Annotated in this window: 22 protein-coding genes; 6 read left to right on the forward strand and 16 right to left on the reverse strand. The window is 66.8% G+C overall.

Going from position 1 to position 19,098, the window contains the following annotated elements:
* Nucleotides 1-13: 13 nt before the first annotated feature.
* From lptB to ATE62_RS00895, 3 genes are all read right to left on the reverse strand, one after another.
* The gene (gene lptB / locus ATE62_RS00885) at nucleotides 14-829 is read right to left on the reverse strand and encodes an LPS export ABC transporter ATP-binding protein (protein WP_058806619.1); all 816 of its coding nucleotides are present in this window, start codon (nucleotides 827-829) and stop codon (nucleotides 14-16) included.
* 86 nt (nucleotides 830-915) lie between these two features.
* Nucleotides 916-2,304, reverse strand: coding sequence for a phosphoglucomutase/phosphomannomutase PgmG (gene pgmG / locus ATE62_RS00890; protein ID WP_058806618.1), 1,389 nt, complete (start codon nucleotides 2,302-2,304; stop codon nucleotides 916-918).
* Between the two features lie 29 nt (nucleotides 2,305-2,333).
* Entirely contained in the window at nucleotides 2,334-3,143 is an 810-nt protein-coding gene (locus ATE62_RS00895; protein ID WP_058806617.1) for a division plane positioning ATPase MipZ, read from the reverse strand.
* An 82-nt stretch (nucleotides 3,144-3,225) separates the two neighbouring features.
* Here ATE62_RS00895 and panC point away from each other — a divergent pair, with 82 nt between their 5' ends.
* Both panC and ATE62_RS00905 read left to right on the forward strand, forming a co-directional pair.
* On the forward strand, nucleotides 3,226-4,065 hold the full coding sequence (gene panC, locus ATE62_RS00900; RefSeq protein WP_058806616.1) for a pantoate--beta-alanine ligase: 840 nt from the start codon (nucleotides 3,226-3,228) through the stop codon (nucleotides 4,063-4,065).
* 141 nt (nucleotides 4,066-4,206) lie between these two features.
* Complete coding sequence (locus ATE62_RS00905) at nucleotides 4,207-4,521, forward strand: sel1 repeat family protein (RefSeq protein WP_058806615.1); 315 nt, start codon at nucleotides 4,207-4,209, stop codon at nucleotides 4,519-4,521.
* Between the two features lie 201 nt (nucleotides 4,522-4,722).
* Here the strand turns inward: ATE62_RS00905 and ATE62_RS00910 are convergent, their stop codons facing one another.
* The 4 genes from ATE62_RS00910 to ATE62_RS00925 are packed head-to-tail and all read right to left on the reverse strand — an operon-like array spanning nucleotide 4,723 to nucleotide 7,282.
* Nucleotides 4,723-5,874, reverse strand: coding sequence for a GNAT family N-acetyltransferase (locus ATE62_RS00910; protein WP_058806614.1), 1,152 nt, complete (start codon nucleotides 5,872-5,874; stop codon nucleotides 4,723-4,725).
* A gap of 7 nt (nucleotides 5,875-5,881) precedes the next feature.
* On the reverse strand, nucleotides 5,882-6,346 hold the full coding sequence (locus tag ATE62_RS00915; protein WP_058806613.1) for a RidA family protein: 465 nt from the start codon (nucleotides 6,344-6,346) through the stop codon (nucleotides 5,882-5,884).
* 25 nt (nucleotides 6,347-6,371) lie between these two features.
* Complete coding sequence (locus ATE62_RS00920) at nucleotides 6,372-7,013, reverse strand: hypothetical protein (RefSeq protein WP_058806612.1); 642 nt, start codon at nucleotides 7,011-7,013, stop codon at nucleotides 6,372-6,374.
* Nucleotides 7,010-7,282: a DUF3572 domain-containing protein gene (locus tag ATE62_RS00925; protein WP_058806611.1), complete on the reverse strand. Its 273-nt coding sequence runs from the start codon at nucleotides 7,280-7,282 to the stop codon at nucleotides 7,010-7,012. The genes ATE62_RS00920 and ATE62_RS00925 overlap by 4 nt, the downstream gene beginning before the upstream one ends.
* Before the next feature lie 89 nt (nucleotides 7,283-7,371).
* Here ATE62_RS00925 and ATE62_RS00930 point away from each other — a divergent pair, with 89 nt between their 5' ends.
* Entirely contained in the window at nucleotides 7,372-7,734 is a 363-nt protein-coding gene (locus ATE62_RS00930) for a response regulator (RefSeq protein WP_058806610.1), read from the forward strand.
* Nucleotides 7,735-8,182: 448 nt separating this feature from the next.
* Here ATE62_RS00930 and ATE62_RS23110 read toward each other — a convergent pair whose 3' ends face one another.
* Complete coding sequence (locus tag ATE62_RS23110; protein ID WP_156420405.1) at nucleotides 8,183-8,323, reverse strand: hypothetical protein; 141 nt, start codon at nucleotides 8,321-8,323, stop codon at nucleotides 8,183-8,185.
* A gap of 136 nt (nucleotides 8,324-8,459) precedes the next feature.
* Here ATE62_RS23110 and ATE62_RS00935 point away from each other — a divergent pair, with 136 nt between their 5' ends.
* Nucleotides 8,460-8,945 carry an Lrp/AsnC family transcriptional regulator gene (locus tag ATE62_RS00935; RefSeq protein ID WP_058806609.1) on the forward strand — a complete coding sequence of 162 codons (486 nt, stop codon included), beginning with the start codon at nucleotides 8,460-8,462 and terminating at the stop codon, nucleotides 8,943-8,945.
* 95 nt (nucleotides 8,946-9,040) lie between these two features.
* On the opposite strand, the gene ATE62_RS00940 is transcribed toward ATE62_RS00935, so the two are convergent.
* Nucleotides 9,041-10,366 carry a hemolysin family protein gene (locus tag ATE62_RS00940; RefSeq protein ID WP_058806608.1) on the reverse strand — a complete coding sequence of 442 codons (1,326 nt, stop codon included), beginning with the start codon at nucleotides 10,364-10,366 and terminating at the stop codon, nucleotides 9,041-9,043.
* A gap of 224 nt (nucleotides 10,367-10,590) precedes the next feature.
* Here ATE62_RS00940 and ATE62_RS00945 point away from each other — a divergent pair, with 224 nt between their 5' ends.
* On the forward strand, nucleotides 10,591-11,280 hold the full coding sequence (locus ATE62_RS00945) for an OmpA family protein (RefSeq protein ID WP_058806607.1): 690 nt from the start codon (nucleotides 10,591-10,593) through the stop codon (nucleotides 11,278-11,280).
* A gap of 132 nt (nucleotides 11,281-11,412) precedes the next feature.
* On the opposite strand, the gene ATE62_RS00950 is transcribed toward ATE62_RS00945, so the two are convergent.
* Genes ATE62_RS00950 through ATE62_RS00980 form a run of 7 tightly spaced genes read right to left on the reverse strand, consistent with a single transcriptional unit; the run spans nucleotide 11,413 to nucleotide 17,512 of the window.
* Nucleotides 11,413-12,039, reverse strand: coding sequence for a MarC family protein (locus tag ATE62_RS00950; RefSeq protein WP_058806606.1), 627 nt, complete (start codon nucleotides 12,037-12,039; stop codon nucleotides 11,413-11,415).
* The gene (locus tag ATE62_RS00955; protein WP_058806605.1) at nucleotides 12,036-12,707 is read right to left on the reverse strand and encodes a hypothetical protein; all 672 of its coding nucleotides are present in this window, start codon (nucleotides 12,705-12,707) and stop codon (nucleotides 12,036-12,038) included. Before ATE62_RS00955 ends, ATE62_RS00950 begins: the two co-directional genes overlap by 4 nt.
* Nucleotides 12,707-13,603: a bifunctional methylenetetrahydrofolate dehydrogenase/methenyltetrahydrofolate cyclohydrolase FolD gene (gene folD / locus ATE62_RS00960; protein ID WP_058806604.1), complete on the reverse strand. Its 897-nt coding sequence runs from the start codon at nucleotides 13,601-13,603 to the stop codon at nucleotides 12,707-12,709. The genes ATE62_RS00955 and folD overlap by 1 nt, the downstream gene beginning before the upstream one ends.
* Nucleotides 13,604-13,607: 4 nt before the next feature.
* Nucleotides 13,608-13,916, reverse strand: a complete 309-nt coding sequence (locus ATE62_RS00965; protein WP_058806603.1) for a YggT family protein — start codon at nucleotides 13,914-13,916, stop codon at nucleotides 13,608-13,610.
* A 32-nt stretch (nucleotides 13,917-13,948) separates the two neighbouring features.
* A complete protein-coding gene (gene argB / locus ATE62_RS00970; protein WP_058806602.1) occupies nucleotides 13,949-14,845 on the reverse strand; it encodes an acetylglutamate kinase in 897 nt (298 codons plus the stop codon).
* On the reverse strand, nucleotides 14,842-15,522 hold the full coding sequence (locus tag ATE62_RS00975; RefSeq protein WP_058806601.1) for a queuosine precursor transporter: 681 nt from the start codon (nucleotides 15,520-15,522) through the stop codon (nucleotides 14,842-14,844). Before ATE62_RS00975 ends, argB begins: the two co-directional genes overlap by 4 nt.
* Nucleotides 15,523-15,565: 43 nt before the next feature.
* Nucleotides 15,566-17,512, reverse strand: coding sequence for an alpha/beta hydrolase family protein (locus ATE62_RS00980; RefSeq protein ID WP_058806600.1), 1,947 nt, complete (start codon nucleotides 17,510-17,512; stop codon nucleotides 15,566-15,568).
* Nucleotides 17,513-17,663: 151 nt separating this feature from the next.
* Here ATE62_RS00980 and ATE62_RS00985 point away from each other — a divergent pair, with 151 nt between their 5' ends.
* Nucleotides 17,664-19,046 (forward strand): NupC/NupG family nucleoside CNT transporter, encoded by a 1,383-nt coding sequence (locus ATE62_RS00985; protein ID WP_058806599.1) that lies wholly within the window; start codon nucleotides 17,664-17,666, stop codon nucleotides 19,044-19,046.
* Nucleotides 19,047-19,098: the final 52 nt, after the last annotated feature.

Consider the following 19,098-nt stretch of genomic DNA (forward strand, 5'->3'; position numbering starts at 1 on the left):
GCGGCTCATGCCATTACAAGGAGAAACCCTCGCCGAGGTAGAGGCGGCGCACCTCGGGGTCGGCGACGAGTTCGGCCGGCGAGCCCGCGAGCAACACCTTGCCGTCATAGATGATGCACGCGCGGTCGACGAGGTCGAGCGTCTCGCGGACATTATGGTCGGTGATCAGCACCCCGATGCCGCGCGTCTTGAGGTCCGCGACGAGGTCGCGGATATCCGAAATCGACAAGGGGTCGATGCCCGCAAAGGGCTCGTCGAGCAGCATGATCGACGGGTTGGCGGCGAGCGCGCGAGCGATCTCCGCGCGGCGGCGTTCGCCGCCCGACAGCGCCATCGCCGCCGACGCGCGCAGCCGCGTCAGGCCGAATTCGTCGAGCAGTTCCTCGAGCCGCCGCTCGCGCGATATGCGGTCGGGCTCGGCGAGTTCGAGCACCGCGCTGATATTCTGCTCGACGGTCATGCCGCGGAAGATCGAGGTTTCCTGCGGCAGGTAACCGAGGCCCAGGATCGCGCGGCGGTACATCGGCAGCGCGGTGATGTCGGCGCCGTCGAGCATGATGCGCCCGGCGTCGGGCTTCACCAGCCCCATGATCGAATAGAAGCAGGTCGTCTTGCCCGCGCCGTTCGGGCCGAGCAGCCCGACGACCTCGCCCTTGCCCACCGACAGCGACACGTCGGAGAGGACGACGCGCTTGTCGTAGCTTTTGGCGATCGAAATGACCGCGAGCCCGTTGCCCGCCGCGGCGTCCTCCTGGACGTGCGCGACATGGTCGGCGACGCCATGGTCGCCTGCGGCAGGGGGGGTCGCGAGGGAAGAGTCGTCGGTCATGTCGCGGTCGTCGCCTTCAAACTATGGCCCGGCACTAACCTAACGGCGCGGCCGAGGTCAATCTGGCAAGATTTTTGCAGGGGCAATCAGTGCCCGGCTTGCGGCCCACGCACAACTCCCGACAGCGCCAGCTGCTCGTCGATCGCCGCCATCAGCCGGCCGAGCGCCGCTTCGTCCTTCGCCTCGGCGCGCGCGACGAGGACGTCCTGCGTGTTCGACGCGCGGAGCAGCCACCAGCCGTCGTCGGTCAGCACGCGCGCGCCGTCGGTGCGGTCGACTTTGGCCCCGGTGGCGGCGAGCCGCGCCAGAACCTCGTCCACAATGGCGAATTTGCGGACCTCGTCGACCTGGAAGCGCAGCTCGGGGGTGTTGACCATCGGCGCCATGCCGCTGCGCAGGTCGGTGACGCTCTGCCCGAGCTTCGTCGCCGCCTCGATCAGCCGGATCGCGGCATAAGGCGCATCGTCATAACCATAATAGCGGTCGGCGAAGAAGATATGGCCGCTCATCTCGCCCGCGAGGGGGCTGCCGGTTTCCTTCATCTTCGCCTTGATCAGGCTGTGCCCGGTCTTCCACATCAAGGGCTGGCCGCCCAGCTCGGCGACGCGGTCGAACAGCGCCTGGCTCGCCTTCACATCGGCGATCACCGTCGCGCCGGGCCGGTCCTCGAGCACCGCGGCGGCGTAGATCTGCAGCAGCTGGTCGCCCCAGATCACCCGCCCTTCACCGTCGATCGCGCCGATGCGGTCGCCGTCTCCATCGAAAGCGACGCCGAAATCGAGGTTCCTCTCGGCGACGAGCTTGCGCAGATCCGCCAGATTCTTCTCTTCGGTCGGATCGGGATGGTGGTTCGGGAAATGGCCGTCGATGTCGGTAAACAACAGGAAATGCTCGCCCGGCAGCTTCGCGGTGAGTTTTTCGATGACGGTGCCCGCGGCGCCGTTGCCGGCGTCCCAGCCGATGCGGAAGGCGCTGCCGGCGAAACCCTCGACCAGCCGGTCGACATAGGCATCGACGATGTCGATGGTCTCAGCCGATCCCTGACCGCTGTCCCAGTCGCCCGCGGTCGCCATCGCGCCGATCGCCTGGATGTCGGCGCCGAAGAACGGACGCCCCTGAAACACCATCTTGAAGCCGTTATAGTCGGGGGGATTGTGGCTGCCGGTTATCTGTATGCCGCCGTCCACCTCCTCAGTTGACGCGGCATAATAGAGCATCGGGGTCGGCCCCAGCCCGACGTTGAGCGCGTCGACCCCCGCCTCGTTGATCCCGCGGATCAGCGCCTCGGCGAGCATCGGCGACGACAGCCGCCCGTCGTAGCCGACCGCGACCGACTTGCCGCCCGCGCGGGCGATCATCGTCGCGAAGCTGCGCCCGATGGCATAGGCGTCGGCGTCCGACAGCGTGTCGCCGACGACGCCGCGGATGTCATATTCGCGCAGCATCGTCGGGTGGAAGACGTGAGTCCGGGTCATGATCGATCCTCTTGGGGAGAGAAGAGAGGTCAGGCGGCGGCGAACAGGTCGCCGTCGGGGTGCAACCGCTGGCGCACGGGAAGGTTCAATCCCGCCATCGCTTCGCGCAATTCCTGCCGCGCGACGACATGGCCGATGCCCATGCCGCCGAGATGCGCCTTGTCGAGCAGGGTCAGCCCGGCGGGAAAGAGCTCGCGATAGATCACGCGCTCGCCCAGTCCCGGGATGACGCGGAAACCGACGCGGCGCGACAACTGGGTCAGCGCCTCGCCGACGCGGCGCATATTGTGCGCGTCGACATGCTGGAGGCGATTGCGCAGGATGATCCAGTCGATGGTACGCCCATCGGTCTTGGCGCGCGCCTTGCGTGCGTCCCAGATGAGTTCCGAATAGAAGCTGGGGCGCGTGACCTGGAACGTCTCAGGATCGACTTGGCCGATCAGGTCGAAATCGATGAAGCTGTCGTTGATCGGGGTGATGAGCGTGTCGGCGCCGGTCGCGAGGTGGCGCGCGAAAACATCGTCGCGGCCCGGGGTGTCGGCGACGAAATAATCGGCGCCCGCGGAAAGGCGCGCGACCTGCTCGTCGAGCTCCGCGATCGTAGAGCCGGTGAACACCTCGAATTCGGGGGTCGGCAGGTCGATGCCGCGGCGCTTTTCGGTCGCCAGGCGGTTCTCGAGATAGCGGTGAAAGGTGCGCTGGCGCGGGTCGAGATCGAGCCCCGCCACCTTCCAGCCCTGCGCCGCCAGCGCGACCGCAAAATGCACGGCGCAGGTCGATTTCCCGGTCCCGCCCTTTTCATTGGCAAAGATGATGCGGTGCGGCGCGGGGGTCGTCATGGGCGTTGCGATTTTCCTGTCGGCGGCGCATGGGAGCCGCGTGGGTGGCGTTTCAGCCGCCATTATCGGAGGCGGGGCAGCCGTGCAAATCATCCGTGACATCGCGATGCTCCGCCGTGCCGTTTCGGCACTGCAACAGGGCGGCAAGAGCGTCGCGCTGGTCCCGACGATGGGCGCGCTGCACGACGGGCATATGTCGCTGGTCCAGATGGGAAAGCGCGTCGCCGACCATGTGATCGTGTCGATCTTCGTCAACCCGACGCAGTTCGGCCCCAACGAGGATTTCGCCTCCTATCCCCGGGACGAGGCGCGCGACGCCGCGCTGCTTGCGCAGGAGGGCGTCGCCTTGCTTTGGGCACCCGATGTTTCGACGATGTACCCCGGCGGCCACAGCACGCATATCGAAGTCGCCGAGCTCGGCAGCGACTATTGCGGCGCCGCGCGGCCCGGCCATTTCGACGGGGTTGCGACCGTCGTCGCCAAATTGTTCAACCAGGTGCGGCCCGACGTCGCGATCTTCGGCGAGAAGGACTGGCAGCAGCTCGCGATCATCCGCCGCATGGCGCGCGACCTCGACTTCGCGCTCGACATATTGGGCGCGCCGATCGCGCGCGACGGCGACGGCCTCGCGCTGTCGTCGCGCAACGCCTATCTGACGGAGGCAGAGCGCGCCGCCGCCACCGCCTTTCCCGACGCACTGAAGGCTGCGGCCGCGGCGATCGCCAGCGGCGGCGACGTTACCGAAACGCTGACGGCGGCTGAAAAGGCGATCATGGCCGGCGGCTTCGACAGCGTCGATTATGTCGCGCTGGCCGATGCCGACAGCCTCGAACGGTTGCAGGAATTTCGCGCCCCGGCCCGCCTGCTCGCGGCGGCGCGAATCGGAAAAACGCGGCTGATCGACAATTATCCGGTCGGCTGATTAATGGGCGAAGTCGCGGATTTTCGCGCGTTCCAACGTTTATCCCCGAAAAAGTCGCATCGCCGTTAACGCTTTGTTGACCATGATCCGCAAGGTTCGAACCCGAAGCTTCTCGGTGGGGAGAGGCGACAGGGGGTTATCATGGCCAACAGTTTGAAGTCCGCTCAATATCTGATCGAAAGCCGGCTGCTCGATGCCGCGCGCGGCGACGCCAATGCCTATTTCGATCTCGGCATCGCCTTTTCGACCGGGAGCGGCGGGGTCGATGTCGACCTGATCCAGGCGCATAAATGGTTCAATCTCGCGGCGCTCGGCGGCAACAAGGAAGGCCAGCAATGCCGCGCCGACCTGTCCGACGAAATGACCCGCGAGGAAATCGCCGAAGCGCAGCGCCAGGCGCGCGCCTGGCTCGACGAAACCGCGCGCCGCCCGGCCGCGCGGCGGTTTGCAGCCTGAACGGAGCATTTCCGGCAGCGGTGTGAATTTTGTTTCACGCGAAGACGCGAAGGCGCGAAGAAGTTGGCTCGGGGCCGATAGGCCCATTTCTCCATCACCGCGCAATTTGTCGCGACGCTGAAGGAAGAAAGCCGCTTCGCGGCGAACACGACCTCTTCGCGCCTTCGCGTCTTCGCGTGAAATTCTTTATCCGGCTGCGGTTTAATCCGCCCGCCGGAAGGGCATATGCCCTTCGAGCCAGTCCATTTCGGCTTCCTCGGCGCGGCGTTCGGTTTCCAGATAGTCGGCGACCGCGCGCCGGAAACCCGGGTCGGCGATGAAATGCGCCGACCAAGTCGCGACGGGGCCATAGCCGCGCGCGAGCTTGTGCCCGCCCTGCGCGCCCGCCTCGACCCGCCCCAGGCCGCGCGCGATCGCGATATCGATCGCGCGGTAATAGCATAATTCGAAATGCAGATAGGGGATGTCGATCAGGCAACCCCAGTAGCGCCCGTAGAGCGTGTCGGCCCCGACGAAATGCATCGCGCCCGCGACCGCGCGCCCGTCGCCATCGAAGGCGAGGACGAGGATGATATCCTCCGCCATCGTCTGCCCCATCAGGTCGAACGCCTCGCGCGTCAGATACGGCTGCCCCCATTTGCGCGCGCCGGTGTCCTGATAGAAGAGCCACATCGCGTCCCAATGCTCGGGCTTGATCGCCGCACCGCTTAGCTCCTCGATCCGGAGCCCTTCGACGGCGCGCGCGCGCTCCTTGCGCAGCTGCTTGCGCTTCATCGAGGTCAGGGTGGCGAGGAAATCGTCGAAGCTTTGATAACCCGCATTGGCGAAATGGAACTGGATGTCGCGCCGGACGAGCCAGCCCGCCTCCTCAAACAGCGGCATCTGCTCGGGCGCGACGAAAGTCGCGTGCGCCGACGACAGCCCGTTCTGGCGCACCACCGCCTCCGCGGCGCGGAGCAGCAGGATCGCGTCGTCGTGGCTGTTCGCGAGGAGCCGCGGCCCCGGCACGGGAGTAAAAGGAGCGGCAATCTGCAGCTTGGGATAATAATCGCCGCCCGCGCGCGCCCAGGCATCGGCCCAGGCGTGGTCGAAGACATATTCACCCTGGCTGTGCGATTTGAGGTAAGCGGGCGCCGCGGCGACGAGCGTCCCCGCCTCGTCCTCGATTAGCAGCGGCGCGGCCTGCCAGCCGGTCCCCGGCCCCACGCTGCCCGATCGTTCGAGCAGCGACAGGAAGCGGTGCGAGACGAAGGGATTGCCGCCGTCGTGCAGCGCGTCCCACGCCGCCGCGTCGATCGCATCGACGCCGGTGCCGAGCGAAATACTGCGCGCGGGCGGGTCGGCCTCGGCCACCAGCGTCCTAGGCCGGCCGCACCGCGACGATCGCGTCGGCTTCGACCGCGGCGCCGAGCGGCAGCACCGCGACGCCGACCGCGGCGCGCGCGTGGCGCCCCGCATCGCCGAACAGCGATTCGAACAATTCGGACGCGCCGTTGGCGACCTTGGCCTGGTCGGTGAAATCGGGCGTGCTGTTCACGAAGACGCCCAGCTTCACGACTTTCGCGACCCGCGACCAGTCGCCGTCCAGCGCGTTGCCGATCTGTGCGAGCAGCATCAGCGCGCAGCGGCGCGCGGCGTCGTAGCCGCCCGCGACATCGACATCGGCGCCGAGCCGGCCGGTGACGACTTGGCCGTCACGGAAGGGCAGCTGGCCGCTGACATAGAGCATGCCGCCCTGTTCGACGACGGGCACATAAGCGGCGACGGGCGCCGCGGCCTTGGGCAGTTCGAGGCCGAGATCGGCGAGCTTGGCGGCGATATCCATGAGGGTTTCCTTATACGGTGACGGGTTAGCCCAAAACAGGCAAGGGCGCGGGGATGTTTTCGGTGAGGCGCGCCAATATCCAGTCCTGCGCCTCGGCCCAGGTGTCGATCCGCGCATGCGCATGCTTCGACGGCGCGATCTTTTCGGCGATCGCGGGTTCGCCGACGAGGTGGAGCCGCCAGACCTCGGGCGCTTCCTGCGCAACCGATGTGTGGTGGCCCGCCAGGTCGTCGATGAACACCGCGACCGAGGGCCGATACTCTTCGATCAGCCGGCGCACCGGCTCGCCCTTGCCGCCGCGGCTGCCGATCACCGGCGCGTGGAAATCATGGAGTGCGAGCTGCTCGATCCGGCGCTGCTGATGCTCGGGCCCGACATTGGTGAGCACGACGATGTCGGCGTGCTTCGCGATCTCGGCCATCGCCGCGAGCGCGCCGGGGATCGGATATTGGCGCGTCATCTGGCTGGTGAAGAAGCCGTCGAGCAACGGCCAGACCTCGGCCGCCTCCAAGGGCGTGCCGCATTCCTTGCGCTTCAAGGCACCCGCGAAACTCGCATCCTCGATGCGGAACAGCACGCCATGTTCGGCGTCGACCCACTCGGCAAAGGGCACGACCATGTGCATCAGCACCTCGTCGCAATCGGTGATGACGAGCGGTCGGTTCATGTCTCGATCCTTTCGTCGCCGGACAGGCGATGGGCGGCGGCAGCGATATCTTCGGGTTTGATGTCGAGCCCCACCGCGCAGGCGACCAAGTCGGCTTCATGCGCGGTCAGGAAGGCGAGAATCGCCGCGAGCGTCCCGCGCTCGCCGAGCGATTCGCGCAGGGTCTCGGGCGCGAGCCCGGTGAGCGCGAGCAGCCGTTCGGCGCGCGGCTCGTCGGTCAGGATCCAGCCCAGCGCGTTCAGCGCCAGCGCTTCGTCGGCATCGTGCAAGGGCGCGTCCTTCTTCCCGCGAGGCGATTGTTTCCGCGGGCCGCTTCGCCTAAACGGGCCGCAGATACAAGGTGGGGAAGCGATTAATCATGGGCAAGACCATATTGGTGGTCGAGGATAATGAACTCAACCTGCGCCTGTTCTGCGACCTGCTCAACGCCCATGGCTATAGCGCGCATCCGGTGCGCGACGGGCGGGACGCGCTGGACAAGGCGCGCGAGCTGACCCCCGACCTGATCATCATGGACATCCAGCTGCCGCACGTCAGCGGGCTCGAGCTGATCGGCCAGATGAAGGCCGACCCGATGCTGCGCGAGGTGCCGATCATGGCGGTCACCGCCTATGCCGGCAAGGGCGACGAGGACCAGATCCGCGCCGCCGGGGCCGAGGCCTATGTCTCGAAACCGATTTCGGTGATCAAGTTCATCGAGAGCGTCGGGGCTTTTGCCTGAGGTGTGCCGTTGCTCGATGAGCGGCCATGCTGCCGGTCGTTGAATGGCGGGTTTCGGGCGGAAGTTGACTAAGTTGACGCCCCATCGCGCGCGGGAACAAGGGGTTAGCGGCAATCGCAGTGAGCGCGTGACGCTACGGATGGACATAAGCCTCATCCGGCAGGGTAGACCATGGCGCGATTTATTAGGAAAGCGGTTTTTGCTGGGGCGGTTTTCGGGCGGGAGCGGCCATTCCCCGATCGTCACCCCGGGCTTGACCCGGGGTCCCGCTTGACGGCGGTGAATAGCGGGACCCCGGGTCAAGCCCGGGGTGACGCAGCTTGAGAAACGCGAAGTTTGAGTTGGCCCTGATGGCTAGCGCGGCCTCGTTCCCATGGGCCCCGGCTTTCGCCGGGGATCACGAAGAGCAGCTCCCCACCCCAAACCGGCCGGCCAGACCAATCTGCAATCAGGCGCGACGGTTGGCGCGCCCGCTCGGGACGCGCTGCCACGGCGCGTTATAGTGGACCGCGACGGCGGCCGCCGAGGCTTCGATCAGTGCGGCATAGAGCCGGCCGATCCAGGTCGTTTCGCTACGGGCATGGGTCATGGGACATCTCCTGTGTCCGGGCCGGCAAGGGACGGGGGAGAGCGGCCCGGACGCGATCCTTCTACGTCCGCGCATCCGGCGATTGGCGCCTATAATCGCCATATGAACGAATAATTTTCGCGTTATATTCGCCTTTATGCGAAAAATACCCGACCTCGACGACTTCGACCGCCGCCTGCTCGCGCTGGTGCGCGAGGATAATCAGCAGCCCGCGCGGGTGCTCGCCGACAAGGTCGGGCTGTCGCTCTCGGCGGTGCTGCGCCGCCTGCGGCGGCTGCGCGACGAGAAGGTGATCGTCGCCGACATCGCGGTGGTCCATCCGGCGCTGACCGGATCGGCGCTGACCATGCATGTGCTGGTCCGCATGCAGCAAGCGGGACCGCAGACGATGGACCATTTCGCGCGCGAGATCGTCCGCCATCCCGAAATCACCGGCGCCTGGGACGTCACCGGCGAAGATGATTTCCTGCTCAAGGTGCAGGTCGGCACGATGGAGGATTACGACCGCTTCACCCGCCGCGTGCTGGGCGAGGACAAGGGCGTGCACAGCTTCACGACGATGATCGCGATCCGCAACATCATCGAAAACGACGTCGCGCGGCGGCCGCTGCGCGACGGGTGACGCGCGGCCGCTTTCGGGCGAAACAAGCCGTCGCCCCCCGCGAAGGCGGGGGCGACGATTTAGGCAACGTCCGCTCCCCACCCCAAAGTTGACGGCTATTCCTCTTCGCCCTCGCCGCCCGGCCTGCTCATCTCGCTCACCAGCAATTTGTCGATCTTGCGCCCGTCCATGTCGACGATTTCGAAGCGCCAGCCGCGGTCGCGGAACACCTCGCCCTCCTTGGGCAGATGCTTCAGGATCGCCAGCGCATGGCCCGCGGCGGTCGCATAGTCGCGATCTTCGCCGAGCTCGATGCCCAGCCGTTCGGCCATCTGGTCGGCCGGCATCGACCCCGCGATCAGCAGGCTGCCGTCCTCGCGCTCAACGACGAAGGGCTCGCTGCCGATATCCTGGTCCGACGCGAATTCGCCGGCAATCGCCGACAAGAGGTCGGCGGGCGTCACCAGCCCTTCGAAATGGCCATATTCGTCGTGGACGAGCAGCACCGGCACCTCGGCGGCGCGCAGGCTTTCGAGCGCGTCCATCGCGTCGATCTGGTCGTGGATCACCGCCGCGCGGCGGGTGAGCTGTTCGAGGTCGAGCGTCTCGCCGCGGAACAGCGCGCCCGCGATGTCGCGCGCCTGCACCACGCCGATAATGTCGTCGACCGAGCCGCGCGCGACGGGCAGGCGCGTGTGCGGGCTTTCGAGCAATTTGGCGCGCACCGCGTCGGCGTCCGACGCGATGTCGATCCAGTCGACTTCGATCCGCGGGGTCATCACCTCGCGCACCGGACGGTCGGCGAGGCGCACGACGCCCGAGATGATTGCGCGCTCGCTTTCCTCAATCACCCCCGATTTCGACGCCTCGGCGACGATCAGGTGGAGCTCCTCGGCGGTCACCCGGTCCTCCGATTCGCGACTGAGACCGAGCAGGCGGAAGACGAGCCCCGAGCTCGCGTCGAGCAGCCAGACGAGCGGCGCTGCGATGCGCGACAGCCACAGCATCGGCACCGCCATGACGATCGCGATGCGTTCGGGCGCGCGCAGCGCGAACTGCTTGGGCACCAGCTCGCCCGCGATCAGCGAGAAATAGGTGGTCACCGCGATCACGATCGCAAAGCCGAAATTTTCGGCGTTTTCGGGGTCGAGCCCGACATAGGCCTCGAGCCGCTGCGCGACCGGGCCACCAAGGCTCGCGCCCGAATAGGCGCCGGTGAGCACGCCGATCAGCGTGATGCCGACCTGCACGGTCGAGAGGAAGCGGCCGGGGTCGGCGGCGAGCTGGCGCGCGATCGCGGCGCCGCGGCTGCCGCGCTTCTCGGCCGCCTGCAGCCGCGGGTCGCGCGACGAGACGATGGCCAGTTCGGACATGGCGAAAACGCCGTTGAGAAGGACGAGGATCGCGATGATCACGACGTCGCCCCATGGGAAAGGGCTCATCGGGCGGTTGGACGGCGCATCGGCGCCCGGCCCCTGTCGGTCTGGGTCATGCCTTCCTATAAGCGAAAGATCGTGCGCCGCACAATGGCGACGACGGACGAAAGGACGGGGGATCGCTCAGGAGGCGTTCAGGCAATGGATGGAACCAGAGCGGCAGCCGGATGTTATCGGCACATTGCATGCGCGGCCGGGACCAGCCGGCCGAAACAAAAAGGGAGCGCACCATGAAGACCGCATCGATCAAAATCGCCGCGCTGGCGGGCATCGCCGCTTTGGGCCTGTCGGCCTGCGTCACCGATCCAGTGACCGGCGAGAAGAAGATTTCGAAGGCCGCGATCGGCGGCGTCGGCGGCGCGCTCGGCGGCTATCTGCTCGGCGACCTGATCGGCGGCAAGAACAGCCGCACCGAGGAGATCGTCGGCGCGGGCATCGGCGCGGTCGCGGGCGCGGGCGTCGGCTATTATATGGACCAGCAGGAAAAGAAACTGCGCGAACGCACCGCGGGCACCGGCATCGACGTCGAGCGCCAGGGCGACCAGCTGGTGCTCAACATGCCCGGCGACGTGACCTTCGACTATAACAGCGCGCTGGTGAAATCGCAGTTCCGCAGCGCGCTCGACAATGTCGCCGCGACGCTCGCCGAATATCCCAGCACCTATATCGACGTTTACGGCCACACCGATTCGACGGGCAGCGACAGCTATAACCAGGGACTGTCCGAGCGCCGCGCCTCGTCGGTCGCCGACTATCTCGCGGGCCGCGGCATCCAGCGCGCGCGCGTCGCGACGATGGGCTTCGGCGAATCGCAGCTCAAATGCTCGCCCGAGCGCGGCGAAGCCGATTACCAATGCAACCGCCGCGTCGAGATCCGCATCGCGCCGGTGACGCAGAACGACGTCAACGCCGCGCGGTAAAGCTATTTTCCGGCTGACGCCGGAAGCGGCACCGGCCCGCTCCCCCACCCGGCCTCCCATAGGGTACTATGTTCGGGAGGCCGGATTGGGGAGCGGGCCGGTGCCGCCGCTTTCCGCAAAGCGGAAAGCCGATCAAGCCAGGTTGAAACTCGCCTTGATCCCGTCGATGACGAATTGCGCCGCGAGCGCGGCGAGCAGCACGCCGAGCAGGCGGGTGATGACCGCTTCGCCCTTGTTGCCGATCAGCCGCATCAGCGGCCCGGCGGCGAGCAGCGCGGCGAGCGTGAGGAGCAGCACGAGCAGCAATGCGCCGAAGATCACGAAGGCGCGGTCGAGCCCATTGTTCTGCGACACGAGCAGCATCACCGACGCGATCGAACCCGGACCCGCCAGCATCGGCATCGCCATCGGAAACACCGAGACATCCTCGACCTCGGGGGTCGCCTTGACCTTTTCGGCGCGCTGTTCGCGGCGCTCGGTGCGCTTTTCGAACACCATGTCGATCGCGATGATGAACAGCATCAGCCCGCCCGCGATGCGGAAGCTGTCGAGGTCGATGTGGAGGAAGCTGAGCAGGGCTTCGCCGAACATCGCGAAAAAGACGAGGATGCCGCCCGCGATGATCGTCGCGCGGATCGCCATCGATCGCCGCTGCGCCGCGCTGGCGCCCGTCGTCAGGCTGGCATAGATCGGCGCGCAGCCCGGCGGGTCGATCACCACGAAGAGCGTGACGAAGGCCGAGATGAACAGGTCGATCACGGCTTTTTGGGCGCCGCGACCCGGTCGTCGATCACCGGCTGCATCGCGCTGCCGTCCCAGAGGCGGATGGTGATCCGCCGTGCGCCATCGGGCTGGACGACCGAGGTCCAGCTCAAACTCTGGTCGGGCGACAGGCCGACCGCGCGGTCCTCGCCCTCGGCGCCCGCGTCGAGCGCGACGCCGGGCCGCGTGCCGCAGACCGCCTGCTTCGAATCGATGAAGTCGGGCGCTTCGCGCGGTGTCGTCAGTTCGTCGCCATGGTCGAGCGTCCAGAGCGTCTTGCCGCTCTTGGGATCGCGCAGCCACACGGTGGTAAAATAGCCGTTCGCCGGGCCCTTCTGCCACGCGCCGGTGGTGACGCCGACATTGCCGTCGCAGCTGACATAGACCGCGTGCGGCTGCCACTTGACCGCTTCGGCGGGGTCCTTTTGCGACCGCAGCCAGTCGCGCGCCTTCACGCGCTGCGGCACGAACATCACGGCGTCGGGCGCCGACGTCTCGCGGAACGCCGTCCACTGTCCCTTTTCCTGCGCGAGCCGCGCGAAGCCGATCTCGGCGGCGACGAAGCCGCTGGGATTGGGGCCGAGCGGGCGGTTGCGGATATCGTCGGGTTGGCCCGCACAGCCCGCCAGTGCGAGAACGAGCGGGGCGGCGAGCAGCAGGCGCATCAGAAACCCTCCGGATCGGCAAGCCCGGCGCGGCGATGCGCGGCGACGAGCGTATTACGCAGCAGGCAGGCGATGGTCATCGGCCCGACCCCGCCCGGCACCGGCGTGATCGCCGAGGCGAGCGGCAGCACCGACGCATAATCGACGTCGCCGACCAGCCGGCCCTTCGCTTCGCCGTCGGCGGGCGCGAGCCGGTTGATGCCGACATCGATGACGACCGCGCCCGGCTTGATCCAGTCGCCCTTGACCATCTCGGCACGCCCGACCGCGGCGACGACGATATCGGCGCGGCGGACGAGATCAGGGAGATCCCTCGTCCGGCTGTGCGCCATGGTGACGGTCGCATTGGCGCCGAGCAGCAGCGCCGCCATCGGCTTGCCGACGAGGATCGAGCGGCCGATCACCACCGCCTCCTTGCCCGACAGGTCGCCGAGCCGGTCCTGGAGCAGCAGCAGGCAGCCATAGGGGGTGCAGGGCACCATGCCCGCAATGCCGAGCGCGAGGCGCCCGGCGCTGACCGGGGTCAGCCCGTCGACATCCTTGTCGGGATCGATCGTCGCGACCGCCGCCTGCTCGTCGAGATGGCCGGGGAGCGGAAGCTGGAGCAATATGCCGTCGACCGCCTCGTCGGCGTTGAGCGTGGCGAGCAGGCTCTCGACCTCGTCCTGCGTCGCGCTGGCGGGCAGGCGGTGCTCGAAGCTCGCCATGCCGGCGGCCACGGTCGCCTTGCCCTTCGAGCCGACATAGACCGCGCTCGCCGGATCGTCGCCGACGAGCACCACCGCGAGCCCGGGCACCCGCCCGGTCACGGCCCCGAAGGCGGGGACCGCGCCGGCGATTCGTTCGCGCAGCCCCGCGGCGAAGGCCTTGCCGTCGATGACATGCGCATCGCTCATCGGATCAGAGCATCCCCGAATTGAGGCCGAGGGTGTAGAGGTAGCGCAGCACCGGGCCCTGGAGGATCGCGATCAGGATCAGCACGACGATCGGGGTCAGGTCGATACCGCCGAAGTCGGGCATGATGCGCCGGATCGGGCGATAGAGCGGTTCGGTGATGCGTTCGAGCACGAACCACAGCTGGCGGACGAATTCATTGTGGGTGTTGATCACGTTGAACGCAAGCAGCCACGACATCACCGCCTGGACGATGATGATCCACCACAGGATGTTGAGGAGCATCGAGAGGATCTGCAGGACCATCAAATACATTGGGAACTCCGGCCGAAAGGTCGAGGGATAGCTTAGCGATGAATGAGCGTGCCCGCACCCCGTGCGGTGAAAATTTCGAGCAGCATGGCATGCGGGATACGCCCGTCGAGGATGACCGCGGCCTCGACCCCGGCATCGACCGCGGCGACGCAGGTCTCGACCTTGGGGATCATGCCACCGGTGATCGTCTCGTCGGCCTTGAGCGCGTCGATCGCCGCGCGGTCGAGGTCGGTCAGGAGATTCTTGTCCTTGTCGAGCACCCCCGCGACGTCGGTGAGCAGGAAGAAGCGCTTCGCCCCCAGCGCGCCCGCGATCGCCCCGGCCATCGTGTCGGCGTTGATATTGTAGGTCGCGCCGTCGGCGCCGAGCGCGACCGGCGCGACGACGGGGATAAAATTGTCGTCGGTGAGATTCTTGAGGATCGTCGGGTCGACCGCGACGGGTTCGCCGACGAAACCCAGGTCGACGTGGCGCTCGATCCCCGAATTGGGGTCGGGCTCGGTGCGGGCGACCTTTTCGGCGAGGACGAGGTTGGCGTCCTTGCCCGAAATGCCCACCGCGCGGCCGCCGAGCGCCGCGATCCAGCTGACGATTTCCTTGTTGATCTTGCCCGCCAAAACCATTTCGGCGACCTCGGCGGTCGCGGCGTCGGTGACGCGGAGCCCCCCGACGAAGGTCGATTCGATCCCGAGCTGCTTCAGCATCGCGCCGATCTGCGGCCCGCCGCCATGGACGACCACCGGGTTGATGCCGACCGCCTTCAAGAGCACGACATCCTCGGCGAAATCGCGCTGCGCCTCGGGGTCGCCCATCGCATGGCCGCCATATTTGATCACGAAGGTCTGGCCGGCATAGCGCTGCAGATAGGGCAAGGCCTCGACGAGCGTCTCGGCCTTCGCCAGCATCGCGGGATCGGGGGCGTGGCTCATGCGGCCTTTTCCTTCGCGTCGAGGCTGCGGCCGAGCGCGACGAGCCCGGTGATCACGAAGGGAATGACGAGGATCGAAAGCACGACCTTCGCCAGCATCTGCCCGCCCATCAGATTGGCGATGGGGAAGACGCCGTAGAAGGCGATGGTGACGAAGAGCAGCGTGTCGACGATCTGGCTGAGCGCACTGGCGATCGCGCCGCGGATCGCGAGCCAGGTCGACCCCGTGCCGCTGCCTTCGCGCCCGCGCAGCTTCGAAAAGATCGTGACGTTGAGGAATTGCGACGTGCCGTAAGCCACGATGCCCGCCGCCATCAGCCGCGGCCCCTGCCCCAGGATCAGGTCGAACGCCGCCAGCCGGTCGGGCTGCATCTCGGGCGAGGCGGGCAGCGCGAGCACGAGCGAGATCAGCAGGATCGACAGGATCAGCGGCACGAATCCCCAGAGCACCAGCCGGTTCGCCGTCCCCTGCCCATGGAGTTCGGACACGCTGCTCGACAGCGCGACGAGCAGCAGGAAAGGAAAGATCCCCGCCTCGACCGCGAGCCAGCCGCCGAGCGCGACCTGCTTGTTGCCGAGCACCCCGGCGAGCACGACCATGCCGCCATAGATGATCGTGAACAGGAAGAGCGAGGGCGAGAGCGTGCGCGGCAGCGCCGTCGATGAGGTGTCGGTCATCGACGCGCGATAGTCGCTTTTGCGGGGATAGGAAAGATGGTGGTCAATCGGGCGGGTTGTGCCTGGCGAGAAAGCTCTCGATCGACGTCAGCAGCGTCAACCGGTCGGCCTCGCGCGTGAAATAATGGTCGGCGAGCGGGATCGAGACGAATTCGGTTTTTTTGCCCGCTTTGGTCATCGCACTGTACATCTTCGCCGACTGGACATGGTCGACGGTGACGTCCTTCTTGCCGTGGACGAGCAGCAGCGGCGTCTTGATGCGATCCACCGCGTTGATCGGCGACACCGCGGCGAAGTCCGGCGTCATCTTCTGCCACTGGTCGCGGTAGAGGCGCGAGCGGAAGCTGTTCCCGAAATCATTGACCTCGCGGCGCAGGTTCGACACGCCGTTGATCGATATCGCGCAGCGATAGAGATCGGGGTCCTTCGCGATCCCCCACATGGCCGCATAGCCGCCGTAGGAGGCGCCGACGATGCACACGCGCTTCGGATCGGCGATCCCCTCGGCCACGGCCCACTTCACCCCGTCGGTGACATCGTCCTGCATCGCGAAGCCCATCTGGCCCTGCCCCGCCTTCAGGAATGCCTCGCCATAGCCGGTCGAACCGCGGAAATTGGGCTGGAGCACCGCATAGCCGCGCTCGGCGAGCAACTGCGTCCAATAATCATAGGTGAGCGTGTCGTGGCCCCAAGGGCCGCCGTGCGGCATGACGATGAAGGGCAGATTCCTGGGGTCGCGCCCGCGCGGCAAGGTGAGCACGCCCTCGATCTCGAGCCCGTCGCGCGCCTTGTACTGGACCAGTTTCGCGCGCGACAGCCGTTTGCTGCCGATCGCCTCATTGGCCGACGCCAGCTTCGACAAGGTGCCCGTGCCGGCATCATAATGGAAATAGAGCCCCGGATTGTCGGGCGTGCTGACCAGCACCAGCAGCTTCGAAAGATCCTGGCTGAAGCTGACGATCCGGACCCGCGATTTGGGCGACGTCGCGTCGAGCGTCGCCTGATGTCCGGCCATGACGGGGTCGATCCAGCGGACCGGCTGGGCATCGTCGGAGGTGTGGAAGCCGAGCAGGCGCGACTTGTCGAGCGAGCGGATCGCGCCCTCGATATCGGCCTTTTCCAGTTCGTGCGCGATCCGCACCTTGCGCCCCGTCGGCAGGTCGATCTCGGCGATCACCGTCCGCCCGTCGTCGGTCTCGTCATAGACCAGCCCATGGTCGGTGTCGGGGGTGAAGACGAAGGGGATCGAAAGGCTTTCGTCGTCGCGGAGCGAGGCGCTGTTGATCGAGCGGAAGGAGGATTTGCCGTCGCTGCGATAGATCAAGGTCGATTTCATCGCCTGGTCGCGGTAGCCGATGCCATAGCGCACCCGGCCGAGATGGTCGGCGCCCCAGTCCATGATGCTGTCGCGGCCGTTGACCTCGGTCCGCTTGCGCCCCGTCACGACGTTGACGCGGTAGACGGCGGGCCAGAAATCCACCCCCGAATAGATCGAATTCTGCCCGGCGACGAGAATCTCGGTACTGCCGTCGGTCGGGACCCAGACGACGTCCGCGGTATCCTGGCCCCCGAGGTCCCAGAGCAGCCGCGTCACCTTGCCCGTCGAGCGGTTGATGGCGATCAGCCGCTGGATGTACCAATTGTCGGTCTCGACGGGCAGCAGCGCGCGCAGCCCGACGATGATATTGTCGTCGCCGACCCATTGCAGCCAGTCGATCTCGGTCTGGTCGGGCACCGCGATGATCGTCGGCTTGGCGCCGCCGCGCACCGCGATCATCGCGATGGCCTGCTGTCCCTGGATGCCGAACAGCCCCGCGACATGCTCGCCGTCGGGCGACAGCTCGGGCCTTTCCATGAAGGGCAGCCGGGCGAAAGCGGCGGTCGGAAGCCGGTCGGACGCCGCCGGTGCGGCCGGAGCGCCGCCCGCTTCCTGGGCAAGCGCGGGCCGCGAAAAGGCGAGCAAGACGCCCACCAGAAAAATGCGAAACATGCGACCCCCAAAAGCAACGCCCTTGTCTATAAAGGAAAATGGCCTCCGCCAAGCCGCTTCGTTCCACCGCACGCCTGGGCGACCGCCCCTTGCCCCGCCGCCAAAGCCCGCTAGACAGGCGCAATATATTTGCGGGGGACGCACAGAAATTATGGAAAGCCTGATCGGTCTGCTCGGCATCGTCGCATTGCTTGCGATCGCCGTGCTGTTTTCGTCGAACCGCCGCTGGATACGCCCGCGCGTCGTCGTGCCCGCCTTCCTGCTGCAGGCGGGGTTCGCCATCCTGGTGCTCGGCACGCCATGGGGCCGCGTCGTCATCGGGGCGATGTCGACCGGCGTCTCGAACCTTTTGAGCTATGCCGACGAAGGCACGAAATTCCTGTTCGGCGAAGTGCTGACCCAGCCGCCCTATGGCAAGGCGGTGTTCGCGATCGGCGCGCTGCCGGTGATCGTCTTCTTCGCGTCGCTGATCTCGGTCCTCTATTATCTGGGCGTGATGCAGCAGATCATCAAATGGGTCGGCGGCGGCATCCAGAAGATCACCGGGGTGACCAAGGTCGAAAGCCTGGGCGCCGCGGCGAACATCTTCGTCGGGCAGAGCGAAAGCCCGCTGGTCATCCGACCCTATCTGGCGGGGCTGACCCCGTCACAGCTCTTCACGATCATGACCGTCGGCATGGCGGGGGTCGCGGGCACCATCCTCGGCGCTTATGCGGGGATGATCGGCGAGCACCTGCTCCCCTATCTGCTCGCCGCGAGCTTCATGTCGGCGCCGGGCGGCATCCTGATGGCCAAGATCATGATGCCCGACGATCCCAAGGATATCGGCATCGAGCCGATCGTCATGCCCGAGGCGAGCCACGACGAGGAAAAGCCCGCGAACATCATCATGGCGGCGGCGCAGGGCGCCCAGACCGGCGTCAAGCTGGCGGTCGCAGTCGGCGCCATGGTGCTGGCCTTCGTCGCACTGGTCGCGCTCGCCAACGGCCTGCTCGCCGGGATCGGCGGCTGGTTCGATATCGAGGGGCTGTCGTTCCAGTCGATCATCGGCCAGATCTTCCGCCCGGTGATGTGGCTGATGGGGGTGCCCTGGTCGGAATCGGACGCGGTCGGCGCACTGTTCGGCAGCAAGATCGTGCTCAACGAATTCGTCGCCTTCATCGACCTCGGCAATATGCAGAAGGCGGGCGGGCTGTCGCCGGCGTCGATCGCTATCGGCACCTTCGCGCTCTGCGGTTTCGCCAATTTCAGCTCGATCGCGATCCAGATGGCGGTCACCGGCAGCCTCGCGCCGAACCAGCGGCCGATGATCGCCAAGCTGGGGCTGAAGGCGCTGCTCGCGGGCAGCCTGTCGAACCTGATGTCGGCGGCGCTCGCGGGGCTGATCCTGAGCGTGACGCCGCCGCTGACGACGCCGGAGGACAAGGCGCCGGTCGCGGCCCCCGCGGCCGCGCCTGCCGCCGCTCCGCCTGCGGTCGAACCGGCACCAGCCGCCCCCGCGGATGCCGCTCCGGTCGCGCCGAAACAGCCCTAATCCACGGCCGCCTGGGCCGATGCAATTTGCGCGCTTTCCCCGCATGCGGTAA

Source organism: Sphingopyxis sp. HIX (assembly GCF_001468285.1).
GTDB lineage: Bacteria > Pseudomonadota > Alphaproteobacteria > Sphingomonadales > Sphingomonadaceae > Sphingopyxis.